This is a genomic window from Mesorhizobium sp. M0408, from assembly GCF_040321495.1.
In the GTDB taxonomy this organism is placed as follows: domain Bacteria; phylum Pseudomonadota; class Alphaproteobacteria; order Rhizobiales; family Rhizobiaceae; genus Mesorhizobium.
Genome location: NZ_JAMYRO010000006.1, coordinates 98,478 through 121,630 on the forward strand (window position 1 = coordinate 98,478; position 23,153 = coordinate 121,630).

Below are 23,153 nucleotides of genomic sequence, written 5' to 3' on the forward strand. Positions count from 1 at the left end.
CCCACAGGGGAGAAGGAAGAAACGCTCAATGCCCCTCAAACCCGATCAGCGTCCTCACCGGTACGCCGAGCGCCTCTAACCTCTCTCGGCCGCCAAGGTCCGGCAGGTCGATGACGAAGCAGGCGGCGAGGATATCGGCGCCGATCTGCCGCAATAGCTTGACGGCCGCCTCGGCCGTGCCGCCGGTGGCGATCAAATCGTCGACGAGGATTACCTTCTCGCCTGGAGAAACACCGTCCTTGTGCATCTCCATCTCGTCCAGCCCGTATTCCAGGCTGTAGGCGACGCGCACCGTCTCGTAAGGCAACTTGCCCTTCTTGCGGATCGGCACGAAGCCGGCCGAGAGCTGGTGGGCGATGGCGCCGCCGAGGATGAAGCCGCGCGCCTCGATGCCGGCGATCTTGTCGATCTTGAGGCCGGCATAGGGATGCACCAGCTCGTCGATGGCGCGGCGGAAGGCCCGCGCATTGCCGAGCAGCGTGGTGATGTCGCGAAACAGGACCCCCGGCTTGGGATAATCCGGAATGGTGCGGATCGCGGCAAGCAGCGTCTCTTCGAGCGAGGATTTCATCAAGCGGCTCTCCGGGCCTTTCAGATTCGGCTGAAGACGTGAAGGGAATTGGCCAATCGTAACCCGGTGCAGCTAAGTCCGGCTACCGCCATGTGACGCCTGACGGAAAATTGTCCGGCAAAGGGCGTGCTCAGCGACGGCTGCAATGAATCGAAATGCCTGCAATGAAAAGGGCGCCTTTCGACGCCCTCCCGGTCTCGTGTGTTGCAGGGCTCAGTGCGCTACGCCGGCCCACACCTTGCGCTTGGTCAGGTAGACCAGCGCACCGAACAGCAGCAGGAAGGCCAGCACGCGAAAGCCGGTCTTCTTGCGATCCTCGAGGTGTGGCTCGGCCGCCCACATCAGGAAGGCCGACACGTCGCGCGAATACTGGTCGACCGTCTGCGGCGCGCCGTCATCATAGGTTACCTGGCCGTCAGAGAGCGGCTTCGGCATCTTCAGCGACACGCCGGACAGGAAGTACGGATTGTAATGCGTGCCTTCCGGTATGACCATGCCCGCCGGCGGCTGCTGGTCGTAGCCGGTCAGCAGCGAGTGGATGTAGTCGGGACCGCCCTGGGCATATTGCGTGAAGATGTCGAAGACGAAGCGCGGGAAGCCGCGTTCGACGCCGCGCGCCTTGGCCAGCAGCGACATGTCGGGCGGTGCTGCGCCGCCATTGGCCGCCGCCGCCGCTTCCGCATTGGGGAACGGCGCCGGGAAATGGTCGGACGGCTTGCCGGGGCGATCGAACATGTCGCCGGCATCGTTCGGGCCGTCGTGGATCGTGTATTCGGCCGCCAGCGTCTTGATCTGCGCATCCGAATAGCCAAGGCCTTCCAGCGTGCGGAACGCCACCAAATTCATCGAATGACAGGCTGAGCAGACTTCCTTGTAGACCTTCAGCCCGCGCTGCAGCTGGGCCTTGTCGTAGGTGCCGAACGGCCCGGCGAAGCTCCAGTCCATTTCCTTTGGTTCGTGTATCGGGAAATGCGTCGGCGCCGCCTCGTTGTGCGCCTCTTCCTGGGCGCGCGCTCCAGTGCCTGTGGCCCCAATGCCAGCGGCCACAAGGCCAAGCAGCGCCAGCGAGGTGAGAATCTTCTTCATGCAAATCCCCTTGAGATTCTCTGACGCGCTGTCATCGTCTCGAGCATGATCTTGTCCGAAAACCGGTTTCCACTTTTCGGGATCATGCTCAGCCTTTGGTTTCCGGCGCGGCCGTGGCGCCGGCAGGATGTCCACCGCCACCCTTGTTCTTCCCGAGCACCGCCTCGGTAATCGAATTCGGCAGCCGCCGCGGCGTCTCGATCAGCCCAAGTACCGGCAGCGCTACCAGGAAGAAGGCGAAGTAGAACAGCGTCGCCATCTGCGCCATGAACACATAGCTGCCCTCGGCCGGCTGCGAGCCCAGCCAGCCGAGCAGGATGGCGTCGGCCACGAACAGCCAGAAGAACAGCTTGTACCAGGGCCGGTAGACTGCCGAGCGCACCTTCGAGGTGTCGAGCCACGGCACCAGGAACAGCATGACAATCGCGCCGAACATGCAGAGCACGCCGCCGAGCTTGGAGTTGATGGGCCCGATATTGAAGGTGATAGCGCGCAGGATCGCGTAGAACGGCAGGAAGTACCATTCCGGCACAATGTGGGCCGGCGTCTTCAGGGGGTTGGCAACGGTGTAATTGTCCGGATGGCCGAGATAGTTCGGCAGATAAAAGACGAAATAGGCGAAGACGAACAGGAACACGATCATGCCGAACCCATCCTTGATGGTCGCGTAAGGCGTGAAGGCGAGCGTGTCGGTCTTCGATTTGACCTCGATGCCGGTCGGATTGTTCTGGCCGACGACGTGAAGCGCCCAGATGTGCAGCACGACGACGCCGGCGATCATGAACGGCAGCAGGTAATGCAGCGCAAAGAAGCGGTTCAGCGTCGGATTGTCGACCGCGAAGCCGCCGAGCAAAAGTTGCTGGATCCAGTCGCCGACCAGCGGGATCGCCGTGAAGAAGCCGGTGATGACGGTGGCGCCCCAGAAGCTCATCTGGCCCCAGGGCAGCACATAGCCCATGAACCCGGTCGCCATCATCAAGAGGTAGATGATGCAGCCGAGGATCCACAGCAGCTCGCGCGGCGCCTTGTAGGAGCCGTAGTAGAGGCCACGGAAAATATGGATGTAGACGGCGACGAAGAAGAACGACGCGCCGTTCGAATGCAGGTAGCGCAGCAGCCAGCCCGAATTGACGTCGCGCATGATCTTCTCGACCGAATCGAAGGCGAGAGTGCTGTCGGCCGCGTAGTGCATGGCCAGCACGATACCGGTCAGGATCTGCGCCGCCAGCATGAGCGCGAGAATGCCGCCGAAGGTCCAGGCGTAGTTCAGGTTGCGCGGCACCGGATAGGCGATGAAGCTGTCATAGACCAGCCGCGGCAGCGGCATGCGCGAATCGAACCAGCGTCCGATGCCGGTCTTGGGCGTATAGGTCGAGTGTCCCTCGCTCATGGAAATATCCCTTGCCTCAGCCGATACGGATCTTGGTGTCGGAAATGAACTGGAACACCGGCACCGCCATGTTCTCGGGCGCCGGCCCCTTCCGGATGCGGCCGGCGGTATCGTATACGGAACCGTGGCACGGGCAGAACCAGCCGCCGAAATCGCCTTCCTGGCCGAGCGGGATGCAGCCGAGATGGGTGCAGACCTGGACCATCACCATCCAGGCTTCCTTGCCCGGCGTGGTGCGGTTGGCGTCGGTTGCCGGGGCGTCGGCCGGCAAATTGGCGTTGCGGGCGATTGGATCCTTGAGCTCGGCGAGATTGACCGCCTCGCCGTCCTTCATCTCTTGCTCGGTGCGGTTGCGCACGACCACCGGCTTGCCCCGCCACTTCACAACGAGCGACATTCCTGGCGTCAGCGAAGAGACGTCGACCTCCACCGAGGCAAGGGCCAGCGTCGAGGCATCCGGACGCATCTGATCGATGAACGGCCAAGCGACAGCGCCCGCGCCGACCACCGCCGCCATGCCAGTGGCGACGTAGAGAAAATCACGACGGTTGGGATCCTGGGTGTCGGTTGCGCTCACGGGTGCCTGATCCTTTCGCCTTTTCCGTGCCGGCGGCCGAGCCTTGTTCCCCGCTCAATCACGCCGGCCCGACTGCGCATGGCGAACAGGCTAGCGAATTCCTCCGGCATTTGGGACTTGGGTTTATGCGTGAAGCCTGTTTTTGTCCAGACGGGTGAAGGCACAAGGGCAGATTGTCGCGGGGGCGTAATTCGCACGTCGGAACGATTGGAAAACAGCAGCAAAACCAAATGGCTGCGTTCGCCTCGACAGCTGGCGCTGGCCCGGTTTATCCTCGGCCTATGGCGCATGTCATAGACCGCGACAAATGGGCCGAAGCGCCCGACCGCTGGCCCGACCATTGGCAGGGCGAGCTGCAAGGCGGAGCTTACGGCTCCCGCAGCTGCCTGATCTTCAACTACCTGCCCGAGATCGGCGGCGGCCCCAGGCTGCACAGCCATCCCTATTGCGAGATTTTTATCATCCGGACCGGGACCGGTCTGTTCACCGTCGGCGACCGGCAGATCGAGGCCACAGCCGGCCAGATCCTGGTCGTACCGCCGAACACGCCGCACAAATTCACCAATCTCGGGCCAGGCCCGCTGGAAACCACCGACATACACGAGAACGGCAGCTTCATCACCGAGTGGCTGGAATAACGCTTCCCAAACCGATTCCGGTTCGGATCATGCGCTGGCGCCGAGCCTGGCCAGCACGGCCTTGGGAATGCTGTATTCCCGGATCACCGCGTCGTGCTTGCGCAGGCCGCAGAGTTCGCGCTGGATGAAATACCCGTGCACCGCTTCGGCTGCATCCCTGAGCAGCCGGGCACGGTCGACACTGTCGCAATTCTCGCGCAGCCTCGTCAATGTTTCCTCGACGCGCCGGCCGGCGCGGCCGAGCGCGGCCGCCTTCTCGCCGAGGATTTCATGGCCAAGCAGGTCCAACGCGCTCTCCTGCGCGCCGGACCGTCCGAAATTCGATGGCATTCTCACCGCCATGATTTCACTCCGCTTTATAGAAAACTACTCCGCCGGCCGGGTCTCGGCCAACGCGCTCTCTTCGTTGAACAGGAAGCCGCCGGACTGCCGCTTCCATAGCCTGGCATAGAGCCCGTCGAGCCCGACCAGCTCGTCATGCGTGCCTTGCTCGACGATGCGGCCCTCGTCGAGCACCACCAGCCGGTCGAGTGCCGCAATGGTCGACAGCCGATGCGCGATGGCGATGACCGTCTTGCCTTCCATCAGCCTTGCCAGATTTTCCTGGATCGCCGCCTCGATGTCGGAATCGAGCGCCGAGGTCGCCTCATCGAGCACCAGGATCGGTGCATCCTTGAGGAAGACGCGGGCGATCGCCACGCGCTGGCGCTGGCCGCCGGAGAGCTTGACGCCGCGCTCGCCGACATAGGCCTCGTAGCCGATACGATCGCGATTGTCGCGCAGACCGAGGATGAACTCGTGCGCCTCGGCCTTCTTCGCTGCCGCGACCACCTCGGCGTCGGTCGCTTCCGGCATGCCGAGCTTGATGTTGTCGCGCAGCGAGCGGTGGAAAAGTGCCGTATCCTGGCTGACGACGCCGATATTGGCGCGCAGCGAATTCTGCGTGACCCTGGAGACGTCCTGCCCGTCAATGGTGATCTTGCCGCTCTCGAGGTCGTAGAGGCGCAGGATCAGATTGACCAAGGTCGTCTTGCCGGCGCCGGACGGGCCGACCAGGCCGACCTTTTCGCCCGGCCGCACGACGAGGTCGATGCCGTCGAGCACGCCGGACCCCTTGCCGTAGTGGAACTCGACATTGCTGACGTCGATGCGCCCGCCGCCGACGACAATCTCTTTCGCGTCCGGCGCATCGGTCAGGCCGAGCGGCTGTGAGATCAGCGCCTTGGAGTTTTCCAGCACGCCGAGGTTCCGCAAGATGCCGTTGAGCTGCATCATCAGCCGGCCGAGCAGCATGTTCAGCCGCAGCACCAAAGACAGCGTGAAAGCCACGGCGCCGACTGTGATCGAGCCCTCGACCCAGAGATAAACGGCAAAGCAGGCGATCGCCGTGATCATAATGCCCGACAGCATCGTCAGTGCCATGCGCACGCCGGTCAGCCGGCGGGTGAACGGGCGCAGCGCGTCGAGATAGATGTCGAAGCCGTTCCTGATGTAGCGGTCGTCGCCATCGGCCGAGAACAGTTTCAGCGTCTGGACGTTCGAATAGGAATCGACAAGGCGGCCGGTGATCATCGAGCCGGCTTCGGCGGTGGCTTCGGCATGCTTGCGGATCGCCGGCAAATAGCGCCTGGCCAGCAAGCCGAAGGCGGTAATCCAGATCACCACCAGCACCGCCAGCCGGAGATCGAGCCCGGCGACCAGCGCCAGCGTCGTTACCGTATAGACGACCATGAACCAGACGACCTCGATGAAGCTTTCCATCAGATCGCCGGTCGCCTGTCCCGCCTGCCAGACCTTGGTCGCGATACGTCCGGCAAAGTCGTTCTGGAAGAAGGCGTAGGATTGGCGCGAGACATGGCGATGCGCCTGCCAGCGCACCAGATTATAGAAACCCGGCGTGATCGTCTGCTCGTCGACCAGCGCCGACAGGCCGACGACAATGGTGCGGATGACCAGCACCACCGCGATCATGAAGACAAGTTCCGGGCCGGCGGCAGTCCACAGGGCGTGCCAGCTGCGTTCGCCGGGAAGCTGATCGAGGATGTCGACCAGCCGCCCGACGAAATAGAACAGTCCGGCTTCGACTAACGGCGCGATGCCGCCGATCAGCAGCATGGCGAAGAAGGCGATCTTCGCCTGCCCGACATAATGCCAGAGGAAACCCCTGACGCCGGCAGGTGGCCGAAGGTCCGCAGGCTCCCGGAATGGATAGACCCAGTTCTCGAACCAGCGGTAGATGGCAGTCATTCGGCGGCTTCACCCTTGACGAGTGCATCGTTGGCGGCTGCATCGTTGGCAGAGGGGCCGTCGTCGAGCAGGAAGCCGCCCGACTGGCGCTGCCAGAGCTGGGCGTAGAGCCCGCCGCTGGCAACCAGTTCCTCATGCGAACCTTCCTCGATGACGCGGCCCTTGTCCATGACGACGAGCCGGTCCATGGCCGCGATCGTCGACAGCCGGTGCGCAATGGCGATGACGGTCTTGCCTTGCATCAGTCTGTAGAGGTTCTCCTGGATGGCCGCCTCGGCCTCGGAATCGAGGGCGGAGGTCGCTTCGTCGAGGATAAGGATTGGTGCGTCCTTCAGCATAACACGGGCTATGGCGATGCGTTGCCGCTGGCCGCCGGACAATTTGACGCCGCGATCACCGACATGCGCGTCGAAACCCTTTCGACCGTTAGAATCCGACAATCCGGCGATGAAATCCAGCGCCTCGGCGCGCCGCGCCGCCTCGATCAGCATCTGGTCACTGGCGTCCGGCCGGCCATAGAGGATATTCTCGCGCACCGAGCGATGCAGCAGCGAGGTGTCCTGCGTGACCATGCCGATCTGCGCGCGCAGCGAGTCCTGCGTCACCGCCGCAATGTCCTGGCCGTCGATCAGGACCTTGCCGCTTTCGAGGTCATAGAAGCGCAACAGAAGATTGACCAGCGTCGACTTGCCGGCACCCGAACGGCCGACGATGCCGACCTTCTCGCCCGGCTTCACCGTCAGCGACAGGCTTTCGATCACGCCCTTCTGCTTGCCATAGTGGAAGCGGATGTCCTCAAAACGGATCTCGCCCTTGGTCACGGCGATATCCTTGGCGCCAGGCCGGTCTTCGACGAGGCGCGGCAGCGAGATCGAGGCGATGCCGTCCTGCACCGTGCCGATATTCTCGAACAGCGTGGACATCTCCCACATGATCCATTGCGACATGCCCCAGAGCCGAAGCACGAGGCCGATGACCAGGGCGACGGCGCCGATCGTCACGGCTTGGCCGAGCCACAGCCATAGCGAGATTGCGGTGACCGAAAACAACAGCAGCGAATTCAGGACGTAGAGCAGGCCGTAGAGCTGTGTCACCAGCCGCATCGACCGGTAGACTGTATCGAGAAAGCCGGCCATACCGTCCTTGGCGAAGGATGCCTCGCGCCGCGCATGCGAGAACAGCTTGACCGTCTGGATGTTGGAGTAGCTGTCGACGACACGGCCGGTCATGGTTGAGCGCGCATTGGCCTGCTCCTCGCCGACCTTGCCCAGCCGCGGGATGAAATAGCGCAACAGCAGGACATATCCGGCAAGCCAGACGGCAAGCGGCGCAGCCAGCCGCCAGTCTGCCGAGCCGACAATGAACAGCATGCCGAGAAAATAGACGACGATATAGTTGAGCACATCGATGAGCTTGATGACGCACTCGCGCACCGCGAGCGCGGTCTGCATCAGCTTGGTCGCGATGCGCCCGGCAAACTCGTCCTGATAGAAGCTCATCGACTGCTTGAGCAGGTAACGATGCACCTGCCAGCGGATACGCATCGGATAATTACCCATCAGCGTCTGCTGGTTGAGCAGCGAATGGAACCAGACCGTCGCCGGCAGCGCGAAAACCACGATGAATGCCATGCCGACCAGCTTCAAGCCTTCGGTCTGCAGGAACGTCTCGCGATTCTGTCCGGACAGCCAGTCGACGATCCGGCCCATGAAGCCGAACATCCACACCTCGGCAAGGGCGATGGCCGTCACCAGTACCGCATCGAGAGCGATGTAGGGCCACGCGCCGCGCGTATAATGCACGCAGAAGGCGATCAGTGTCCGCGGCGGCTCGACCGGCTCCTTGGCAGGGAACGGATCGAGCCTTTTTTCAAACCAGCTAAACATAGAGATGCTCACAATACTGTTTCCGCTCACGCGGCACGCGAACGGACGAGGTGCCCAGACCGCATGGCGTCAAGGACCGGCGATACGGAATCGTCCGCCTCGCCGGTCCTGCTTCGCGCTATATAGGTTGTCGCGGGCCTTTCGCCGACAGTCTCGTTTGACGATGCTGACGACGTTTTGACGATCCGGATTTTCGCGCCGGTTTTTGCACCAGGCCGGATCAGCCTGATGATCCGGCGCACCAGCGACGGCCGGCTATAGTCCGGAACGGCGCGCGAGAAATCGACGTCCGGCAGCATGCCGCGATGCGGACGCCGGCGGGTCTCGGCGTGAACCGCCGACGAGTAGGTCTCGCCGATCAAAAGCGCCCAGGTCGCAGTCTTGCGCTCGTGCAGGCTTCTTGAGCCGGGTATTCTACAGGGATCGAACATCGGTCCGTTCTCCAGTTGAAGATGCAGGTAGAAGGGTGAACCAACCCAGGCCGCGGGCACGCGCGGCGCGGCAAAGGTGGCATCGGTCGAAGCGTGTTCAGGTGGGGCGTTCAGCCCCTTCCACAGCTTGAAAAACATCGCAGGATTCCTTCAAAGGCCGAAAAAGGTTTCGGCGGGAATCGGTGCGATTGAAGTCTAGAAGGTCAGGAGAATCGTCGTACCGAAACCGCCGTCGGGCTGGTAAGCCCACGAGAGGGGTGGTGGATGTGCATGGCCATCATGAATTACCCCTCCATCGGTTCGGGTTGACAATGCTGGCCGTATAACCGACTTCGCAGAAAATGACCACCCGCCAGTCCAGGAATTTCCAAAACCGCGAGAGCTCTGTGGCTGATCTGCCACTTATTAGAAAGACGCGGAAATGAACGACCGTCTCCGCATCGCGCTCTACCAGCCTGATATCGCCGGCAACACCGGGACAATCCTGCGCTTCGCCGCTTGCCTCGGTCTCGGCGTCGACATCATCGAACCGGCGGGCTTCCCGCTCGGTGACCGGGCGCTGAAACGGGCCGGCATGGACTACCTCGAAATGGCGGCGCTCACCCGGCATGTCGACTGGCACGCCTTTGAGGACTGGCGCAGACTCGGCAACCGACGGCTGGTGCTGCTTTCGACCAAAGCCACGACCGCCTACACGGATTTCGCCTTTGCCGGCGACGACATTCTCTTGTTCGGCCGTGAATCCGCAGGCGTGCCGGACGCCGTTCACGAGGCGGCGGATGCGCGACTGATCATCCCGATGCAGCCCGGCGCGCGCAGCATCAACGTCGCGCTTTCCGTTGCGATGGTGGCGGCCGAGGCGATCCGGCAGCTCCGCTAGGATGTGTACGCGATCGCCGGCCGCAGCGACCAAGGCGTCGTCCTCACGCAACACTGCATCCTCTCCGGTCATTCTCATCCAGACGCCCATCGCCTTCTCCTGCCGTTTGCATCTTCGAGGCTTCTTCGCTACAAGCTCAACTTAACTTGAGGTCAAGCGGAAAATCGGAGATGGCTGCGGCAACGGAATTAACAGTCGGCCAGGTGGCGATGCGCAGCGGCGTGGCGGTGTCGGCGCTGCATTTCTACGAAGCGCGCGGGCTGATCCGCAGCCACCGCACATCAGGCAACCAGCGGCGTTACGGCCGCGACGTGCTGCGACGGGTGGCGATCATCAAGGTAGCGCAGGAGGTCGGCATTTCGCTGGCCGAGATCGGCACAGCCCTTCGATCATTGCCTGAAGGCCGGACGCCGACGCGCGAGGATTGGAACCTGCTTTCGACGGCTTGGCGCGACGACCTCGACAAGAAAATTAGTCAGCTCAAGAAGCTGCGCGACGGGCTGAGCGACTGCATCGGCTGCGGCTGCATGTCGATCGACAAATGTCCGCTGCGGAATAAGAACGACAGGCTGGCAAGGGACGGCGCGGGCGCCCGCAGGCTGGTCCTGCGTTGAAGCCATGACGGTCTGGACGGGTTCAGCGAACTTATCCTGTCCGTTAGTCACTGTACAGTCTTGTGAAGTTCATGTGCCCGTGCTTGATACGCCCCTGCAACTAATCTTGGGGGGCAGAATTGAAATTTGCATACAAGACTTACGCCGCGTTGCTTGGCGCCATTGTGTTGGCTGGATGCATGCCGAGCGAAGGTGAATGGAATACGGCAAGGACTTTGGTTCAGGGCAGTCCTGCCATGTATAAGAAAGTGCTTACGGAATGCATCAGGCATTCGGAGCAATCGCCTCTCAGTTCGAAGCAGGAAGCTGGCAAGATCATGAATGTCAGCGCAGCCGCGGCGCCACGTGTCTGGTGCGGAAGAACCGTGCGGGCCTTCGCGAATGGGCGCCTGACGTATGCCGAGATGAAAAGAGCGCATCTTGGAACGGGCGACAGAAGCGTGTTTATCAAGATCGTTCAGGGCAGATGAACTAGCCCTGATACGTTCAGCCTCGAGACCGGAGCGTTAATCCGCCGCCGGCAGCCGCCTGATGGTGAATTCGATGACGTCGCCCGGCCGCTCGAACCAGCTTTCGATCTCGGTCCAATAGGCCTGCTTAGGAAAGCGCTCGAACCATTCCTTCGCCTTGAGACGAGCGTCGGAGCGCGGCAGCACGAAGGTCTCGCGCAGGAAGCCGTCGCGCGGCATGCGCGCGTTCTCGGCGCGCGAACGGTCGAGCCTCTTCTTCAGGCCATCCAGCGGCGGTCTTGCCGGGGTGCGCACGAAAGAACTCCATTCACACTTGACCCTTGCACCCAAGAGATTAGGGATCGCGGCCGGAAAAGACGAGTCATTTGTCGGGCGCGCCCGCAACCGGAGACAGGATTTGCAACGACCCGAGATACCGGCGGGGCTGCCAGCCGACATCGAACAGAAGAAGACGAAGGCACGGCTGTGGTTCGAGACGTTGCGCGAGCGCATCTGTGCCAGCTTCGAGCAGATCGAGCAGGACCTGCAGGGGCCGCAGGCCAGCTGGTCGCCCGGCCGCTTCGAAAAGACGCCGTGGCAACGCGATGCCGGCAAGGGCGGCGGCGGAATCATGTCGATGATGCACGGCCGCGTCTTCGAGAAGGTCGGCGTCCACACCTCGACCGTCCACGGCGAGTTCTCGCCCGAATTCAGGAAGCAGATGCCGGGCGCCGAAGAGGACCCCTCCTTCTGGGCAAGCGGCATTTCGCTGATCGCCCATCCGTGGAACCCCAACGTGCCGGCCGTGCATATGAACACGCGCATGGTCGTCACCTCGCGCCAGTGGTTCGGCGGCGGCGCCGACCTGACACCGGTGCTCGACCGCCGCCGCAGCCAGGACGACCCCGACACGATCGCCTTCCACAGAGCGATGCAATTTGCCTGCGAGAAGAACGCGGCGATCGCCGACTACGTGAAATTCAAAGCCTGGTGCGACGAGTACTTCTACCTGCCGCACCGCGACGAGCCACGCGGTACCGGCGGTATCTTCTTCGACTGGCTGCATTCGGATGAGGACAAAGGCGGCTGGGACGCCGATTTCAACTTCGTCCAGGACGTCGGGCGATCTTTTCTCGTCGTCTACGGACATCTGGTGCGCGCCAACTTCAATGACAACTGGACCGATGGCGACCGTGACGAGCAGCTCATCCGCCGCGGCCGTTATGTCGAATTCAACTTGCTTCACGATCGCGGCACCATCTTCGGGCTGAAGACCGGCGGCAATGTCGCCTCGATCCTGTCCAGCCTGCCGCCAGAAGCGAAATGGCCGTAAAATCTCGGTGAGCACGACGTGAGCCGCAATCGGGTCCAAATCCCCAGAATTTGACGGCGAATGTGGCGCAAGGCGCGCCAGAAAATATCTTTTTCGTCTAATATACCATTGTAAAGATTGGGCTATTTGTCGCGTCGGGCCGGGAAACGCCGGCGGTTCTTTACTCCCGAGAGCCGCGACCCGACGTGACCGGACGGCCCATGATTGAATGGGGCACCTTTCCCAAGCGGTGCCCGCATTTTCCAGGAGAGCATGCCATGCGCAAGCTTATTATGACCGCAGCCGCCGCTGCCGTTCTCGCCTCTGGTACTGCCGCATTCGCTGCGGTCAAGCACACCACCGGCACGATCAAAAGCTTTGATGGAACGGCGATGAGCCTAGTTCTGGATAACGGAGCCACCTTTACGTTGCCCCAGACCTTCAAGGATCCTGGCCTGAAGGTCGGCGAAAAGGTCCGCGTCACGTGGGATATGAGCGGCAAGGATAAAATTGCCGAGGCAGTCAAGATCGTGAAGTGATGTCCTGCCCGCTGGAGCAAGACGAGGTCTTACTCCTGGGTAGCGTAAGAGGGCGGAGCAGCGATGCTCCGCCTTTTCGCAACAACCCGATCACTAGAGGGCCGCGTGTCGGCTTGGACGCACGGCACTCTAAGGCAACCAAAACCGTTCGATCGTGTTATGCTTAGCTGGCCAGCGTGTAGCCCGGATACCGTACGCGGTTTCCGGATCGCGCAATCAAAGGTCTGGAGCTTCCGTGTCAGTGCGCTGTGCGGCGCTCCAAGGAGGAGATGAGGAGAAGCCGATGAAGGAATTCCATTGCGGGTCGCTCGTACCCGGCTGCGAGTGGCACACACGCGCCGAGGAGGAGGCTGAGGTCATGCGCCGTGCCGTCGAGCATCTGCGCGAGACGCACGGCGAGACGGTGATCCGCGAGACGATGATCGAAGCGATCCGCTCGCGCATCGAAAAGGTCCGCGACGCAGCGTGACAGTCAGGATTCGAGTGCCTCCGCGGCGCGCTTGAGCAGCGCGCCGCGATCAAGCGCAAAACCGGACTCGACCCATTCCTTTTCGAGATTCTTCAACGTTGCACCAAGCTTCGGCCCCGGTGATGCGCCAAGCGTCGTCAGATCGGCGCCCTTGACCGGAAAATCAGGGTTTTGCCATTTTGCAGCGAAGGCAAGCAGGCGCGAGAAGCCGCCGGCTTCGAGCAGTGCGTCATTGTCCTCGACCGCGCGGGCTCGAGCGGAAGCGAGCAACAGCCGCAACCGATCGACAAAGCCTTGGCGGTCGCCAAAATAGAGCCTTTTCGCCAACTCTCCTTCGGTCGTTTTCGGATCGACGGCAGCCGTGATCGCCCAATTCCGCAGCCGGCTTGCTTCGCTCACGGAAAGCCTCAATCTCTCGGCAAGCGTTTTCATGCGCGCGGCATCCGGCGGCACGATGGCTTCCAGCCTGAGCAGCGGGTCCGGCGCCCAGGCCAGATCCTTCTCGGTCTTGGTCAGCCCGTGGATGGCATCGATGCCCCATTTCTCGCTTTCCGGCAAAACGGCGGTCAGAACGCCGGCCTGGCGCATCCACAGCAGCGCCCGCGACGGATCCGGCGCCGACAGCAATTTCTTCAATTCCCACCAGACGCGCTCGACCGAAAGCTGGTCGAGCCCCTGCTTCAGCCGGGCACAAGCCTTCAACCCTTCGGCATCCGGCCTGCCGTCGCCATACCATGCGAAGAAACGGAAGAAACGCAGGATGCGCAGATAATCCTCGCGGATACGCGCTTCCGGATCGCCGATGAATCGCAGCCTCCGCGCTTCGATATCGGCGATACCGCCGACCAGATCGACGACCGTTCCATCGGCCTCGGCATAGAGTGCATTGATAGTGAAATCACGCCGCTCAGCGTCGGCTTTCCAGTCGCGGCCGAACGACACTTTGGCGCGCCGGCCGTCGGTTTCGATATCGGCACGGAGCGTGGTGACCTCATAGGCCTTGCCGTGGCCGACCGCGGTGACTGTGCCATGCTCGATGCCGGTCGGTACCGTCTTGAAGCCTGCCGCCTCGGCGCGCCGGATGGTTTCCTCGGGCACCGTGGTGGTGGCGATGTCGATGTCGGCGACCGGCTGGCCCATGAGCGCGTTGCGCACCGCACCGCCGGCGACACGCGCCTCCTCGCCGCCATCAGTCAGCGCGGCGAGCAGGCGCTGCAGGTGGCGTTCGCCGAGCCACCCGGCCTTGCCCGCGATCGACACTGGATCGCTCACGAATAGAGCCTTTCATAAAGCGTACGGATGATGCCCGCGGTGACGCCCCAGATGCGCTGGCCGCTATAGGGCATCTCGTAATAGAACCATTCGAGGTCGTTCCACATGCGACTGTCTCTGGTGTGGTTGGCGGGGTCCATCAGAAAGCCCAGCGGCACCTCGAAGACGGCATCGACTTCGTCGGAATTCAGCGTCAGGCTGAAACCGGGCCGCACAATCCCGAGCACCGGGGCGATGCGATAGCCGCTGCCGGAAACGTAGTCCGGCAGACGGCCGATGATCTCGACGTAATCACTATCGAGACCGATCTCCTCGGATGTCTCGCGCAACGCCGCCGCTTCCGGGCTCGCATCGGTTGGATCGATGGTACCACCGGGGAAAGCCACCTGCCCCGAATGGTTGCGCAGCTTTTCCGCCCGCCTTGTCAAAAGGACCGTGGCTTCATGGCCATGATCGACCACCGGGATCAGCACGGCGGCATCGCGCAGCGCCTTGGCCAGCTTCAGCCTGGGATGGCCCGGATTGAAGCGGTGGTCGCCAAAATCATCGCCGGCATGCGCCAGCGGCTGCGCCGCGACGCGCTGGCGAAACCCGGCAGCGGAAAACGGCAATGGCATCACCTGATCCATCATAGGCGATCCGTCATGCGCTCAGCCGTTTCAGTTTCTCAGCCGGCATGATTGGATAGACCTCGCCTTTGGAACGGACGGCAAACATCGTCTTGCCACCGATGTCGATCTCTTCGCCGTGCTCGACCAATTCGTACATCACCGGCCGTGCCACCAGCGCCTCCAGCCGCCCGCGCACCAGCACATAAGGCTTCAGGCCACCTGTCTCGTCCTCATCGACGAAGCGCAGCGGGTGTCCCGCCCCAGCCTCTACCACGTCGCCGACATTGGTGCGAAAGGTGACGATTTGTCCGTCGCCGGCGCCCGACACGTCCATCTCGACGGCAATGAAGGGCGCGTCGGCGACGCGGATGCCGACCTTTTCCACCGGCGTCACCAGGTAGGTTCTACCGTCCGCGTCCTTGCGCAGCACTGAGGAAAAAAGCTGCACCAGCGGCATCCGGCCGATCGGCGTTCCCAGATAGAACCAGGTGCCGTCCTGCTTGATTTCCATGTCGAGATCGCCGCAAAATGCCGGATTCCAGCGTTCCACCGGCGCCGGCCCCTTGCCAGCGCGCGTCGCGCGCGAGACCAGCGCCTCCAGTCCGCGCGCCTCGGTCGCGGCCGTCAGGCTCTCTTCACGATGGTCGGCGGCTTCCGTCATGGTCACGAAATAGTCACTGTTGTTCCGCTTGTCAGCCTAAGTCTGTGATTTAAGTTCATTGCAGGCGCATGCGAGGCCGAATCGCGGCATTCTCTGCGGCACCAAGGTGCCAAGCGGTGTCCAACAGAAGGATCGATGCTGCATGAGCGTTATGATCAAGGAAAGCCCAATCAGCGAAAAGGACATGGTGGCGCAGGCCGAGAAAGCGCTGGCCGACATTTCGAGGGTCCGTGACGGCGTCGGCCGGGTCATTTTCGGCCAGGAAAGCGTCGTCGAGCGCACGCTCGTCGCATTGCTGGCCGGCGGCCATGCACTGCTGGTCGGCGTGCCCGGCCTCGCCAAGACCAAGCTGGTCGAAACGCTGGGCATCGTGCTCGGCCTCGATTCGCGCCGCATCCAGTTCACGCCCGACCTGATGCCATCGGACATTCTCGGCTCAGAGGTGATGGAGCAGGATGAATTCGGCAAGCGTTCGTTCCGCTTCATTTCCGGGCCGATCTTTGCGCAACTGCTGATGGCCGACGAGATCAACCGCGCCTCGCCACGCACCCAGTCGGCGCTGCTGCAGTCGATGCAGGAATACCACGTCACCATTGCCGGCGTGCGCCATGATCTGCCGTCACCGTTCCACGTCCTGGCGACGCAGAACCCGCTGGAGCAGGAAGGCACCTATCAGCTGCCGGAAGCGCAGCTCGACCGCTTCCTGATGCAGGTCGATATCCTCTACCCCGAGATCGAGGCGGAGCGCCGCATCCTGCTGGAAACCACCGGTATCGAGGATGCCAAGGCTGAAAACGTGCTGCAGCCGGCGCGGCTGAAGGACATCCAGACGCTCATCCGCCGTATGCCGGTGCCGGAAAGCGTCGTCGAGGCGATCCTCAAGCTGGTGCGCTCAGCGCGCCCCGGCCAGGGCAACGCCGATACCGACAAGCACGTCGCCTGGGGCCCAGGCCCGCGCGCCAGCCAGGCGCTGACGCTGTGCACCCGCGCCCGCGCCCTCTATGACGGCCGGCTGGCGCCGTCGGTCGACGACGTCCGCGCGCTCGCCGAGCCGGTGCTGCAGCACCGCATGGCGCTGACCTTCGCCGCCCGCGCCGAGGGCACCACGGTTCGCGATGTTGTGGCGAAGCTCGCGAAAGGGATTTGATGGCGCGCATCGGTGAAGCGCAGGCACCGGCAGCGACGCGCGATGCGCTCGCCAGAGGCCGGTTGCGGGCTTCGTTGGTGCCGGACCTGCTGGTCGAGGCGCGCCGCATCGTCAACACGGTAATTGCCGGCTGGCATGGCCGCCGCAAGCGCGGTATCGGCGAGAATTTCTGGCAGTTCCGGCCCTATGTCGAAGGCGATTCCTCGCGCATTGACTGGCGCCGTTCCGCCCGCGACGATCACACCTATGTCCGCGACCGTGAATGGGAGGCCGCCCACACGGTGTGGCTGTGGGCCGATCCCTCGCCTTCCATGCTCTACAAATCGACCGGAGCCAGCGTTCCCAAGGAATCGCGCGCCCTGGTGCTGGCGCTGGCCATGGCCGAGCTTTTGTCGCGCAGCGGCGAGCGCATTGCCTGGCCGGGCCTGACCGACCCGTTCACCGCCCGCAATGGCGCCGAGCGCATCGCGGCGCAACTGATGCACGCCGCCGACCTGCCGGCAAAGCCCGACCTATCCGGCATTCGCCGGTTCTGCGACATCGTCCTCGTCAGCGATTTCCTCGACCCGGTCGAGGACACCATGGCGTGGCTGGACGTGCTCGCCCGCCACGGCGTGCGCGCCCATCTGGTCGAGGTCGCCGATCCGGCCGAGGAAAGCTTCCCCTATGCCGGGCGCACCGAATTCACCGATCCTGAGACCGGCGACAAGCTGACCGCCGGCCGCGCCGAAATGCTGGGCGAGGAATATCGCCTGCTTTATGCCGCCCGCCGCCAGGAACTGGCCGCCTGGTGCAAACGGCTTGGCTGGAGCTTTACCGTCAATCATACCGATCGCCTTGCCTCCGAGGCGCTGGTGCGCATCCACATGGCGATGACCGGCGAAGGCGCCTTTGCCGGGAGGGCCCGCGCATGAGTTGGCTGCCGCTCTCCTTCGGGGCGCCGATCGTGCTGTGGGGCCTGCTGGCGCTGCCGGTGATCTGGTGGCTTCTGCGGCTGACCCCGCCCAGGCCGCAAACCGAGGTGTTTCCGCCGCTCAGGATTCTCGCCCGCGTGCTGAGGCGCGAAGAAACGCCGCAGCAGAGCCCTTGGTGGCTGACGCTGCTCAGGCTGCTGATGGCCGCGCTTGTCGTGGCAGCACTTGCCGAACCGGTCTTCAATCCGCGCGAAAAGCTGCCGGCCGAGGGCGCTGCCCTGGCGCTGGTGATCGACAATGACTGGGCAAGTGCCGCCGACTGGGGCAAGCGGGTCGCCACCGCCGAGCGGCTGATCGCCGATGCCAATTCGAACGGCGTGCCGGTGCTCATCGCTTTCACAGCCGAGAAGCCGAATGCCGAGATCGGTCCCTTCGATGCCGCTGCCGCGCTCGACCGGCTGCGCGCGGCAAAGCCGCGGCCGATCCCGACCGACCGCCCCGCCGTCTATGCCCGCGTCGCTTCAGCCTTGGAGTCGCTGCCTGGCGCCAGCGTCGCGGTGCTCGCCGATGGCTTGGCGGCGCAAGGCGACGAAGCCGCCTTCAACACGTTGTTGTCGAAGAACGCGGCACGTGTTGTCTGGGCCGTCTCCGACCGGCTGTCGCTGACCGGCCTGACCGGCGCCGACAACCAGGTCGACGGCTTCGCCCTGACCGCCATCCGCGCACCGGGCGATCCGGCACCTGCACAGGTGACGGCCGGCGCCTTCGACGACAAGGGGCGCCGCATTGCCGACGCGACGCTGACCTTTGCCCCGGGCGGAACCACCGCCACCGGCACGGTGGCGGTGCCGTTCGAACTGCGTAACGACTTCGCCTACATCGCGCTCGATGGCGAGCGCCAGGCCGGTGCCGTCCGCGTGCTCGATGAGAGCTCAAAACGCCGCCGCGTCGGGCTGTTGTCGCAGGCCGAGGCCGACCAGGCGCAACCGCTGCTGTCGCCGCTCTACTACATCCGCCGCGCCCTGCAGCCGTTCGCCGATCTGGTCGAGCCGTCGAGCGTCGATCTCGCCGACGCCATCCCGCAACTGCTCGACCAGAAGCCGGCGATGATCCTCATGGCCGATGTCGGCACCATTCCGGAACAAGCGCGGCAAAGGCTGGTTGACTGGGTCGACAAGGGCGGCACGCTGGTGCGTTTTGCCGGTTCGCGGCTGGCCGCTGCCGGCAATGACGACGACCTGCTGCCAGTTCGGCTGCGCACGGGCGAACGATCGCTTGGCGGCGCGCTGTCATGGACGGCGCCGCAGCCGGTCACCGAATTCCCGAAAACCGGTCCCTTCGCCGACCTCGCGCCGCCCACCGAGGTCACCGTCACCAGGCAGGTGCTGGCCGAACCGACGCCCGACATCGTCGAGCGCACCTGGGCCACGCTTGCCGACGGTACGCCGCTGGTGACCGGGATGAAGAAGGACAAGGGCACCCTCGTACTGTTCCACGTCACCCCCGAGGCGACGTGGTCCAACCTGCCGATCTCCGGCAGCTTCGTCGAGATGCTGCGGCGCATCGTGCAATTGTCGCGCAACCAGGGCGCGGCTGTCGCCAATGCCGAGGCCGCCGCCACGTCGCTGGCACCCTATCGTATGATCGCCGCCGACGGCACGCTGGTGCCGCCGACGCCGGATGCCAGGCCGCTGGTGCCCGGCGCCGGCCCGCTGCCGGTGACGCTGGAAAACCCGCCCGGCCTCTACGGCTCCGAGACTGGAGTGTTCGCTCACAATCTGCTCGGCGGCGACAGCGCATTCAGGCCGCTGGCCCGGCCTGAAATCACGGTGCCGGTCACCACCATCCAGTATGCCTTCGACGAGCAGCACAACCTCAAAGGTCCGCTTGTCACGGCCGCCCTGGTGCTGATGGTGCTCGACACGCTTGCCGTATTCTGGATGGGCGGCCTGTTGTCGCGCCGGCCGCGCCGTGCCGGCGCTGCGGCGACGGCAGCCGTCCTGCTGATTGCGCTCGGCGCCTTGATTGGCCACGCGGACGTCGCGCGTGCCGACGACGCCAAACCGGGAGATACGGAGGCGATCGGGGACATTTCAAAGACCCGGATCGCCTACGTGCTGACCGGCGAGCCGGGTGTCGATTCGATCAGCCGCGCCGGGCTCGAAGGCCTGACCCGCTTTCTTATCGAAAAAACCGCGCTCGAACCCGGAGCACCGGCCGGCGTCGACATCTCGAAGGACGAACTTTCCTTCTATCCGCTGATCTACTGGCCGATCGATCCCTCGGCCCCGATGCCCAGCGAGGCCGCCATCGCCCGCATCGACGCCTACATGCAGCAGGGCGGAACGGTCTTGTTCGACACCCGCGACCAGTTCGCCAATGGCATTGGTGCGGATTCGACCAGCCCGGCGACGGAGCGGCTGCGCGACATCCTCGGCAACCTCAACGTGCCACCGCTGGAGCCGGTGCCGTCGGACCACGTGCTGACCAAATCCTTCTACATCCTTCCGGAGTTTCCTGGCCGTTTTGCCGGCAGCCCGCTTTGGGTCGAGGCATCGCTCGAAGCCAGCAACACCGAGAACCGCCCGGTGCGCACCGGCGACGGCGTTTCGCCGATCATGATCACCGCCAATGATTTCGCCGGCGCCTGGGCGGTCGACGAGAATGGCGACCCGCTATTGCCGACGGTGCCGTCGGATCCGATGCAGCGCATCTATGCGCTGCGCGCCGGCGTCAACATCATGATGTATATGCTGACCGGCAACTACAAATCCGACCAGGTGCACGTCCCGGTGCTGCTCGAACGGCTGGGGCAATAGACCATGAACTGGTCGCTCGCCTTCGAACCGCTCATCACCTGGCCGCTGCTCGCCGTGGTTCTGGTGCCGCTGCTGCTGCTGGCGCTGGCCGGCCTTTGGTTTCGCCAGCGCGGCGCGGTCTTCCGCCTGACAGCCCTGATTGCGCTGGCTGCGGCGTTGCTCAATCCGGTGTTTCTCAACGAAGAGCGCGAGCCGCTGAAAAGCATCGTCGTGGTCGTCGTCGATCGCAGCCAGAGCCAGGATATCGGCGACCGCACCAAACAGACCGATGAGGCGTTGGCCGGGCTTCAGCAGCGTCTCGGCCGCTTCAAGCAGTTCGACGTCCGTGTCGTCGAGGCCGGCAAGTCCGAAGCCGCCGACGAGCGCACCGAGACGCGGTTGTTTTCCTCACTCGAAAATGCTTTCCGCGACGTGCCGCCGTCGCGCATCGGCGGCGCCATCATGATCACCGATGGCGAGGTGCATGACGCGCCGCCCGGCGCACCCGACTTCAATGCCCCGCTGCACGCGCTGATTACCGGCAACGAGCATGAGAAGGACCGCCGCATCCGCTTCGAGAATGCGCCGCGCTTCGGCCTCGTTGGCAAGCCGCTCGACATGACGTATCGTGTCATCGCCACCAACAACGAGACCGGCCCGGTCGATGTCCGCGTATCGGTCAACGGCGAGCAGGTATCGGTCGAGCACGCCAACATCGGCCAGGCGATGCCGCTGCAGGTGACCATTCCCAGCGCCGGGCGCAACATCGTCGAACTCGCCATCAACCACGAGCCGGGCGAACTCACCGACACCAACAACCGCGCCATCGCGCTGATCGACGGCATCCGCGAAAATCTGCGCGTGCTGCTTGTTTCCGGCGAACCGCATGCCGGCGAGCGCACCTGGCGCAATTTGCTGAAATCCGACGCTTCGGTCGACCTCGTGCACTTCACCATCCTGCGCCCGCCGGAAAAGCAGGATGGCACGCCGATCAACGAATTGTCGCTGATCGCCTTCCCGACGCGCGAGCTGTTCGTCGAGAAGATCAAGGATTTCGACCTGATCATCTTCGACCGCTATCAGCACCGCGACGTGCTGCCGATCCTCTATTACGACTACATCTCCGAGTATGTCGAAAAGGGCGGCGCGCTACTGATCGCGGCAGGCCCCGAATATGCCGGCGAAAGCTCGATCGCCCGCACGCCGCTGATGTCGGCACTGCCGGCAATGCCGACCGGCGAGGTCATCGACAAGGCCTTCTACCCACGTCTCACCGATACCGGCCAGCGTCATCCGGTAACGCGTGGGCTCGACGGCTCCGCGACCGAGCCGCCGCACTGGAGCCGCTGGTTCCGCACCATCGGCGTCGAGAACCCCGAGGGCGAGGTGGTGATGAAGGGTGCCGACAACCGGCCGCTGCTACTGCTCGATCGCAAGGGCGAAGGCCGCGTCGGCATGCTTTTGTCCGATCAGGGCTGGCTGTGGGCGCGCGGATTCGAGGGCGGCGGCCCGCACGTCCAGCTCTACCGGCGCATCGCCCACTGGCTGATGAAGGAGCCCGAACTCGAGGAAGAGCGGCTGACCGCCGACGGCCGCGGCATGGTGCTGGAAATCCGCCGCCAGACGATGAGCGACGATCCCGGCCCGGCGCAAGTCATCACGCCGTCCGGCAAGGCACTGATCGTCAGGCTCGAGAAATCCGAGCCAGGCGTCTTCCTCGGCAGCGTCGAGACCAGCGAAATCGGTCTCTATCAGGTCGGCAATGGCGACCTGACGGCATTGGCCCATGTCGGGCCGGTCAACGCCCCGGAATTCACCGACGTCGTCTCCACCGAGAACCGGCTGAAACCACCGGCTGAGGCAACCGGCGGCAGCGTTCGCCGGCTGGCGCCGGCATCGGCCATTGGCAACCTGACCAGCACCGTCACGCTGCCATCCGTAGTCCCGGTCCGTTCCTCGGGCGCGGCTTCCGGCAATGACTGGATCGGCCTGCGCACCACCGACGACAGCGTGCTCAAGGCCGTCTCGCGCGTGCCGCTGTTCGGCGGCTTCCTCGGCCTCGGCCTGCTGCTTCTGGCGATGGGCTCGATGTGGTACCGCGAAGGGCGGTAACGCGGTTTATCCTTCTCCCTTGTGGGAGAAGGTGGATTGGCGCGCAGCGCCAAGACGGTTGAGGGGTGCTGGACGGAGTGCCGTCCTTGCCAAGCTGGAACACCCCTCATCCGACCGAGCTTCGCTCGGCCACCTTCTCCCACAAGGGGAGAAGGAAGAAAGCGAACCGCCCTACTCCTCCGGCTCCGTCGTGAACATCAGCGGGTAGCCCTTGGCCTTGCCGGCATCGGTTGCCCGCGCCGCCTTAGTCTCGGCGACATCCCTGGTGAAGACGGCGACAACGCAGACGCCGCGCCGGTGCGCGGTGATCATTATCCTATGCGCCTGGTCTTCGCTGAGCTTGAACTCGGCCTTCAGCACCGTCACGACAAACTCGCGCGGAGTGAAATCGTCATTGACCAGGATGACCTTGTAGAGCTTCGGCCGTTCGACCTTCGGCTTCGTGCTGGTACGGGGTTTTGTCGTGATTTCAGGCATTGGACCGGCAATTGCGTACGACAGCTTTGCGGTCATTTTGACATGGGCAAAAGCGGTCGTCCATTCAACCGC

24 protein-coding genes are annotated in these 23,153 nt (G+C 63.7%); 11 read left to right on the forward strand and 13 right to left on the reverse strand.

Annotated features, from left to right (window positions below; genetic code table 11):
• Positions 1-25: 25 nt before the first annotated feature.
• From NKI67_RS09200 to petA, 4 genes are all read right to left on the reverse strand, one after another.
• Positions 26-571 (reverse strand): adenine phosphoribosyltransferase, encoded by a 546-nt coding sequence (locus tag NKI67_RS09200; RefSeq protein WP_023679476.1) that lies wholly within the window; start codon positions 569-571, stop codon positions 26-28.
• 213 nt (positions 572-784) lie between these two features.
• Complete coding sequence (locus NKI67_RS09205; protein ID WP_352586770.1) at positions 785-1,657, reverse strand: cytochrome c1; 873 nt, start codon at positions 1,655-1,657, stop codon at positions 785-787.
• Between the two features lie 88 nt (positions 1,658-1,745).
• Positions 1,746-3,047 carry a cytochrome b gene (locus NKI67_RS09210; protein WP_352586768.1) on the reverse strand — a complete coding sequence of 434 codons (1,302 nt, stop codon included), beginning with the start codon at positions 3,045-3,047 and terminating at the stop codon, positions 1,746-1,748.
• A 16-nt stretch (positions 3,048-3,063) separates the two neighbouring features.
• Complete coding sequence (gene petA, locus NKI67_RS09215) at positions 3,064-3,624, reverse strand: ubiquinol-cytochrome c reductase iron-sulfur subunit (RefSeq protein ID WP_023719206.1); 561 nt, start codon at positions 3,622-3,624, stop codon at positions 3,064-3,066.
• 281 nt (positions 3,625-3,905) lie between these two features.
• Between petA and NKI67_RS09220 the strand changes: the two genes are divergently transcribed.
• Positions 3,906-4,262, forward strand: coding sequence for a cupin domain-containing protein (locus NKI67_RS09220; RefSeq protein ID WP_352450559.1), 357 nt, complete (start codon positions 3,906-3,908; stop codon positions 4,260-4,262).
• Positions 4,263-4,289: 27 nt separating this feature from the next.
• On the opposite strand, the gene NKI67_RS09225 is transcribed toward NKI67_RS09220, so the two are convergent.
• From NKI67_RS09225 to NKI67_RS09240, 4 genes are read right to left on the reverse strand one after another with little or no spacing between them, the layout of a single operon-like run.
• Positions 4,290-4,604, reverse strand: a complete 315-nt coding sequence (locus tag NKI67_RS09225; protein ID WP_352645074.1) for a DUF6665 family protein — start codon at positions 4,602-4,604, stop codon at positions 4,290-4,292.
• Positions 4,605-4,628: 24 nt separating this feature from the next.
• Entirely contained in the window at positions 4,629-6,509 is a 1,881-nt protein-coding gene (locus NKI67_RS09230) for an ABC transporter ATP-binding protein (protein WP_352645076.1), read from the reverse strand.
• Positions 6,506-8,395: an ABC transporter ATP-binding protein gene (locus tag NKI67_RS09235; protein WP_352645078.1), complete on the reverse strand. Its 1,890-nt coding sequence runs from the start codon at positions 8,393-8,395 to the stop codon at positions 6,506-6,508. The genes NKI67_RS09230 and NKI67_RS09235 overlap by 4 nt, the downstream gene beginning before the upstream one ends.
• A 26-nt stretch (positions 8,396-8,421) precedes the next feature.
• Complete coding sequence (locus NKI67_RS09240; RefSeq protein WP_352645080.1) at positions 8,422-8,964, reverse strand: hypothetical protein; 543 nt, start codon at positions 8,962-8,964, stop codon at positions 8,422-8,424.
• A 283-nt stretch (positions 8,965-9,247) separates the two neighbouring features.
• On the opposite strand from NKI67_RS09240, the gene NKI67_RS09245 reads away from it, so the two are divergent.
• From NKI67_RS09245 to NKI67_RS09255, 3 genes are all read left to right on the forward strand, one after another.
• The gene (locus NKI67_RS09245) at positions 9,248-9,706 is read left to right on the forward strand and encodes a tRNA (cytidine(34)-2'-O)-methyltransferase (protein WP_352645082.1); all 459 of its coding nucleotides are present in this window, start codon (positions 9,248-9,250) and stop codon (positions 9,704-9,706) included.
• A 170-nt stretch (positions 9,707-9,876) separates the two neighbouring features.
• Entirely contained in the window at positions 9,877-10,320 is a 444-nt protein-coding gene (gene soxR, locus NKI67_RS09250) for a redox-sensitive transcriptional activator SoxR (protein WP_352645084.1), read from the forward strand.
• A 119-nt stretch (positions 10,321-10,439) separates the two neighbouring features.
• Positions 10,440-10,790, forward strand: coding sequence for a hypothetical protein (locus NKI67_RS09255; RefSeq protein WP_156937440.1), 351 nt, complete (start codon positions 10,440-10,442; stop codon positions 10,788-10,790).
• 36 nt (positions 10,791-10,826) lie between these two features.
• Here the strand turns inward: NKI67_RS09255 and NKI67_RS09260 are convergent, their stop codons facing one another.
• Positions 10,827-11,084 carry a hypothetical protein gene (locus NKI67_RS09260; protein ID WP_023679487.1) on the reverse strand — a complete coding sequence of 86 codons (258 nt, stop codon included), beginning with the start codon at positions 11,082-11,084 and terminating at the stop codon, positions 10,827-10,829.
• Positions 11,085-11,187: 103 nt separating this feature from the next.
• Between NKI67_RS09260 and hemF the strand changes: the two genes are divergently transcribed.
• From hemF to NKI67_RS09275, 3 genes are all read left to right on the forward strand, one after another.
• Positions 11,188-12,102, forward strand: a complete 915-nt coding sequence (hemF, locus tag NKI67_RS09265) for an oxygen-dependent coproporphyrinogen oxidase (RefSeq protein WP_023679488.1) — start codon at positions 11,188-11,190, stop codon at positions 12,100-12,102.
• A 257-nt stretch (positions 12,103-12,359) separates the two neighbouring features.
• The gene (locus NKI67_RS09270) at positions 12,360-12,620 is read left to right on the forward strand and encodes a DUF1344 domain-containing protein (RefSeq protein ID WP_023679489.1); all 261 of its coding nucleotides are present in this window, start codon (positions 12,360-12,362) and stop codon (positions 12,618-12,620) included.
• A 283-nt stretch (positions 12,621-12,903) separates the two neighbouring features.
• The gene (locus NKI67_RS09275) at positions 12,904-13,089 is read left to right on the forward strand and encodes a DUF1059 domain-containing protein (protein WP_023679490.1); all 186 of its coding nucleotides are present in this window, start codon (positions 12,904-12,906) and stop codon (positions 13,087-13,089) included.
• Between the two features lie 3 nt (positions 13,090-13,092).
• On the opposite strand, the gene NKI67_RS09280 is transcribed toward NKI67_RS09275, so the two are convergent.
• The 3 genes from NKI67_RS09280 to NKI67_RS09290 are packed head-to-tail and all read right to left on the reverse strand — an operon-like array spanning position 13,093 to position 15,633.
• Positions 13,093-14,361, reverse strand: coding sequence for a CCA tRNA nucleotidyltransferase (locus NKI67_RS09280; RefSeq protein ID WP_352645086.1), 1,269 nt, complete (start codon positions 14,359-14,361; stop codon positions 13,093-13,095).
• A complete protein-coding gene (locus NKI67_RS09285) occupies positions 14,358-14,990 on the reverse strand; it encodes a CoA pyrophosphatase (protein WP_352586754.1) in 633 nt (210 codons plus the stop codon). Before NKI67_RS09285 ends, NKI67_RS09280 begins: the two co-directional genes overlap by 4 nt.
• A gap of 13 nt (positions 14,991-15,003) precedes the next feature.
• On the reverse strand, positions 15,004-15,633 hold the full coding sequence (locus NKI67_RS09290) for a DUF1285 domain-containing protein (protein WP_352586939.1): 630 nt from the start codon (positions 15,631-15,633) through the stop codon (positions 15,004-15,006).
• A 142-nt stretch (positions 15,634-15,775) separates the two neighbouring features.
• Here NKI67_RS09290 and NKI67_RS09295 point away from each other — a divergent pair, with 142 nt between their 5' ends.
• The 4 genes from NKI67_RS09295 to NKI67_RS09310 are packed head-to-tail and all read left to right on the forward strand — an operon-like array spanning position 15,776 to position 22,604.
• Positions 15,776-16,780 carry an AAA family ATPase gene (locus NKI67_RS09295; protein ID WP_352645088.1) on the forward strand — a complete coding sequence of 335 codons (1,005 nt, stop codon included), beginning with the start codon at positions 15,776-15,778 and terminating at the stop codon, positions 16,778-16,780.
• Positions 16,780-17,694, forward strand: coding sequence for a DUF58 domain-containing protein (locus NKI67_RS09300; RefSeq protein ID WP_352456454.1), 915 nt, complete (start codon positions 16,780-16,782; stop codon positions 17,692-17,694). The genes NKI67_RS09295 and NKI67_RS09300 overlap by 1 nt, the downstream gene beginning before the upstream one ends.
• Positions 17,691-20,513 carry a DUF4159 domain-containing protein gene (locus NKI67_RS09305; protein WP_352586751.1) on the forward strand — a complete coding sequence of 941 codons (2,823 nt, stop codon included), beginning with the start codon at positions 17,691-17,693 and terminating at the stop codon, positions 20,511-20,513. Before NKI67_RS09300 ends, NKI67_RS09305 begins: the two co-directional genes overlap by 4 nt.
• Positions 20,514-20,516: 3 nt before the next feature.
• Complete coding sequence (locus NKI67_RS09310; RefSeq protein WP_352645090.1) at positions 20,517-22,604, forward strand: hypothetical protein; 2,088 nt, start codon at positions 20,517-20,519, stop codon at positions 22,602-22,604.
• Between the two features lie 171 nt (positions 22,605-22,775).
• On the opposite strand, the gene clpS is transcribed toward NKI67_RS09310, so the two are convergent.
• Positions 22,776-23,081: an ATP-dependent Clp protease adapter ClpS gene (clpS, locus tag NKI67_RS09315; RefSeq protein WP_023679498.1), complete on the reverse strand. Its 306-nt coding sequence runs from the start codon at positions 23,079-23,081 to the stop codon at positions 22,776-22,778.
• Between the last annotated feature and the right edge of the window lie 72 nt (positions 23,082-23,153).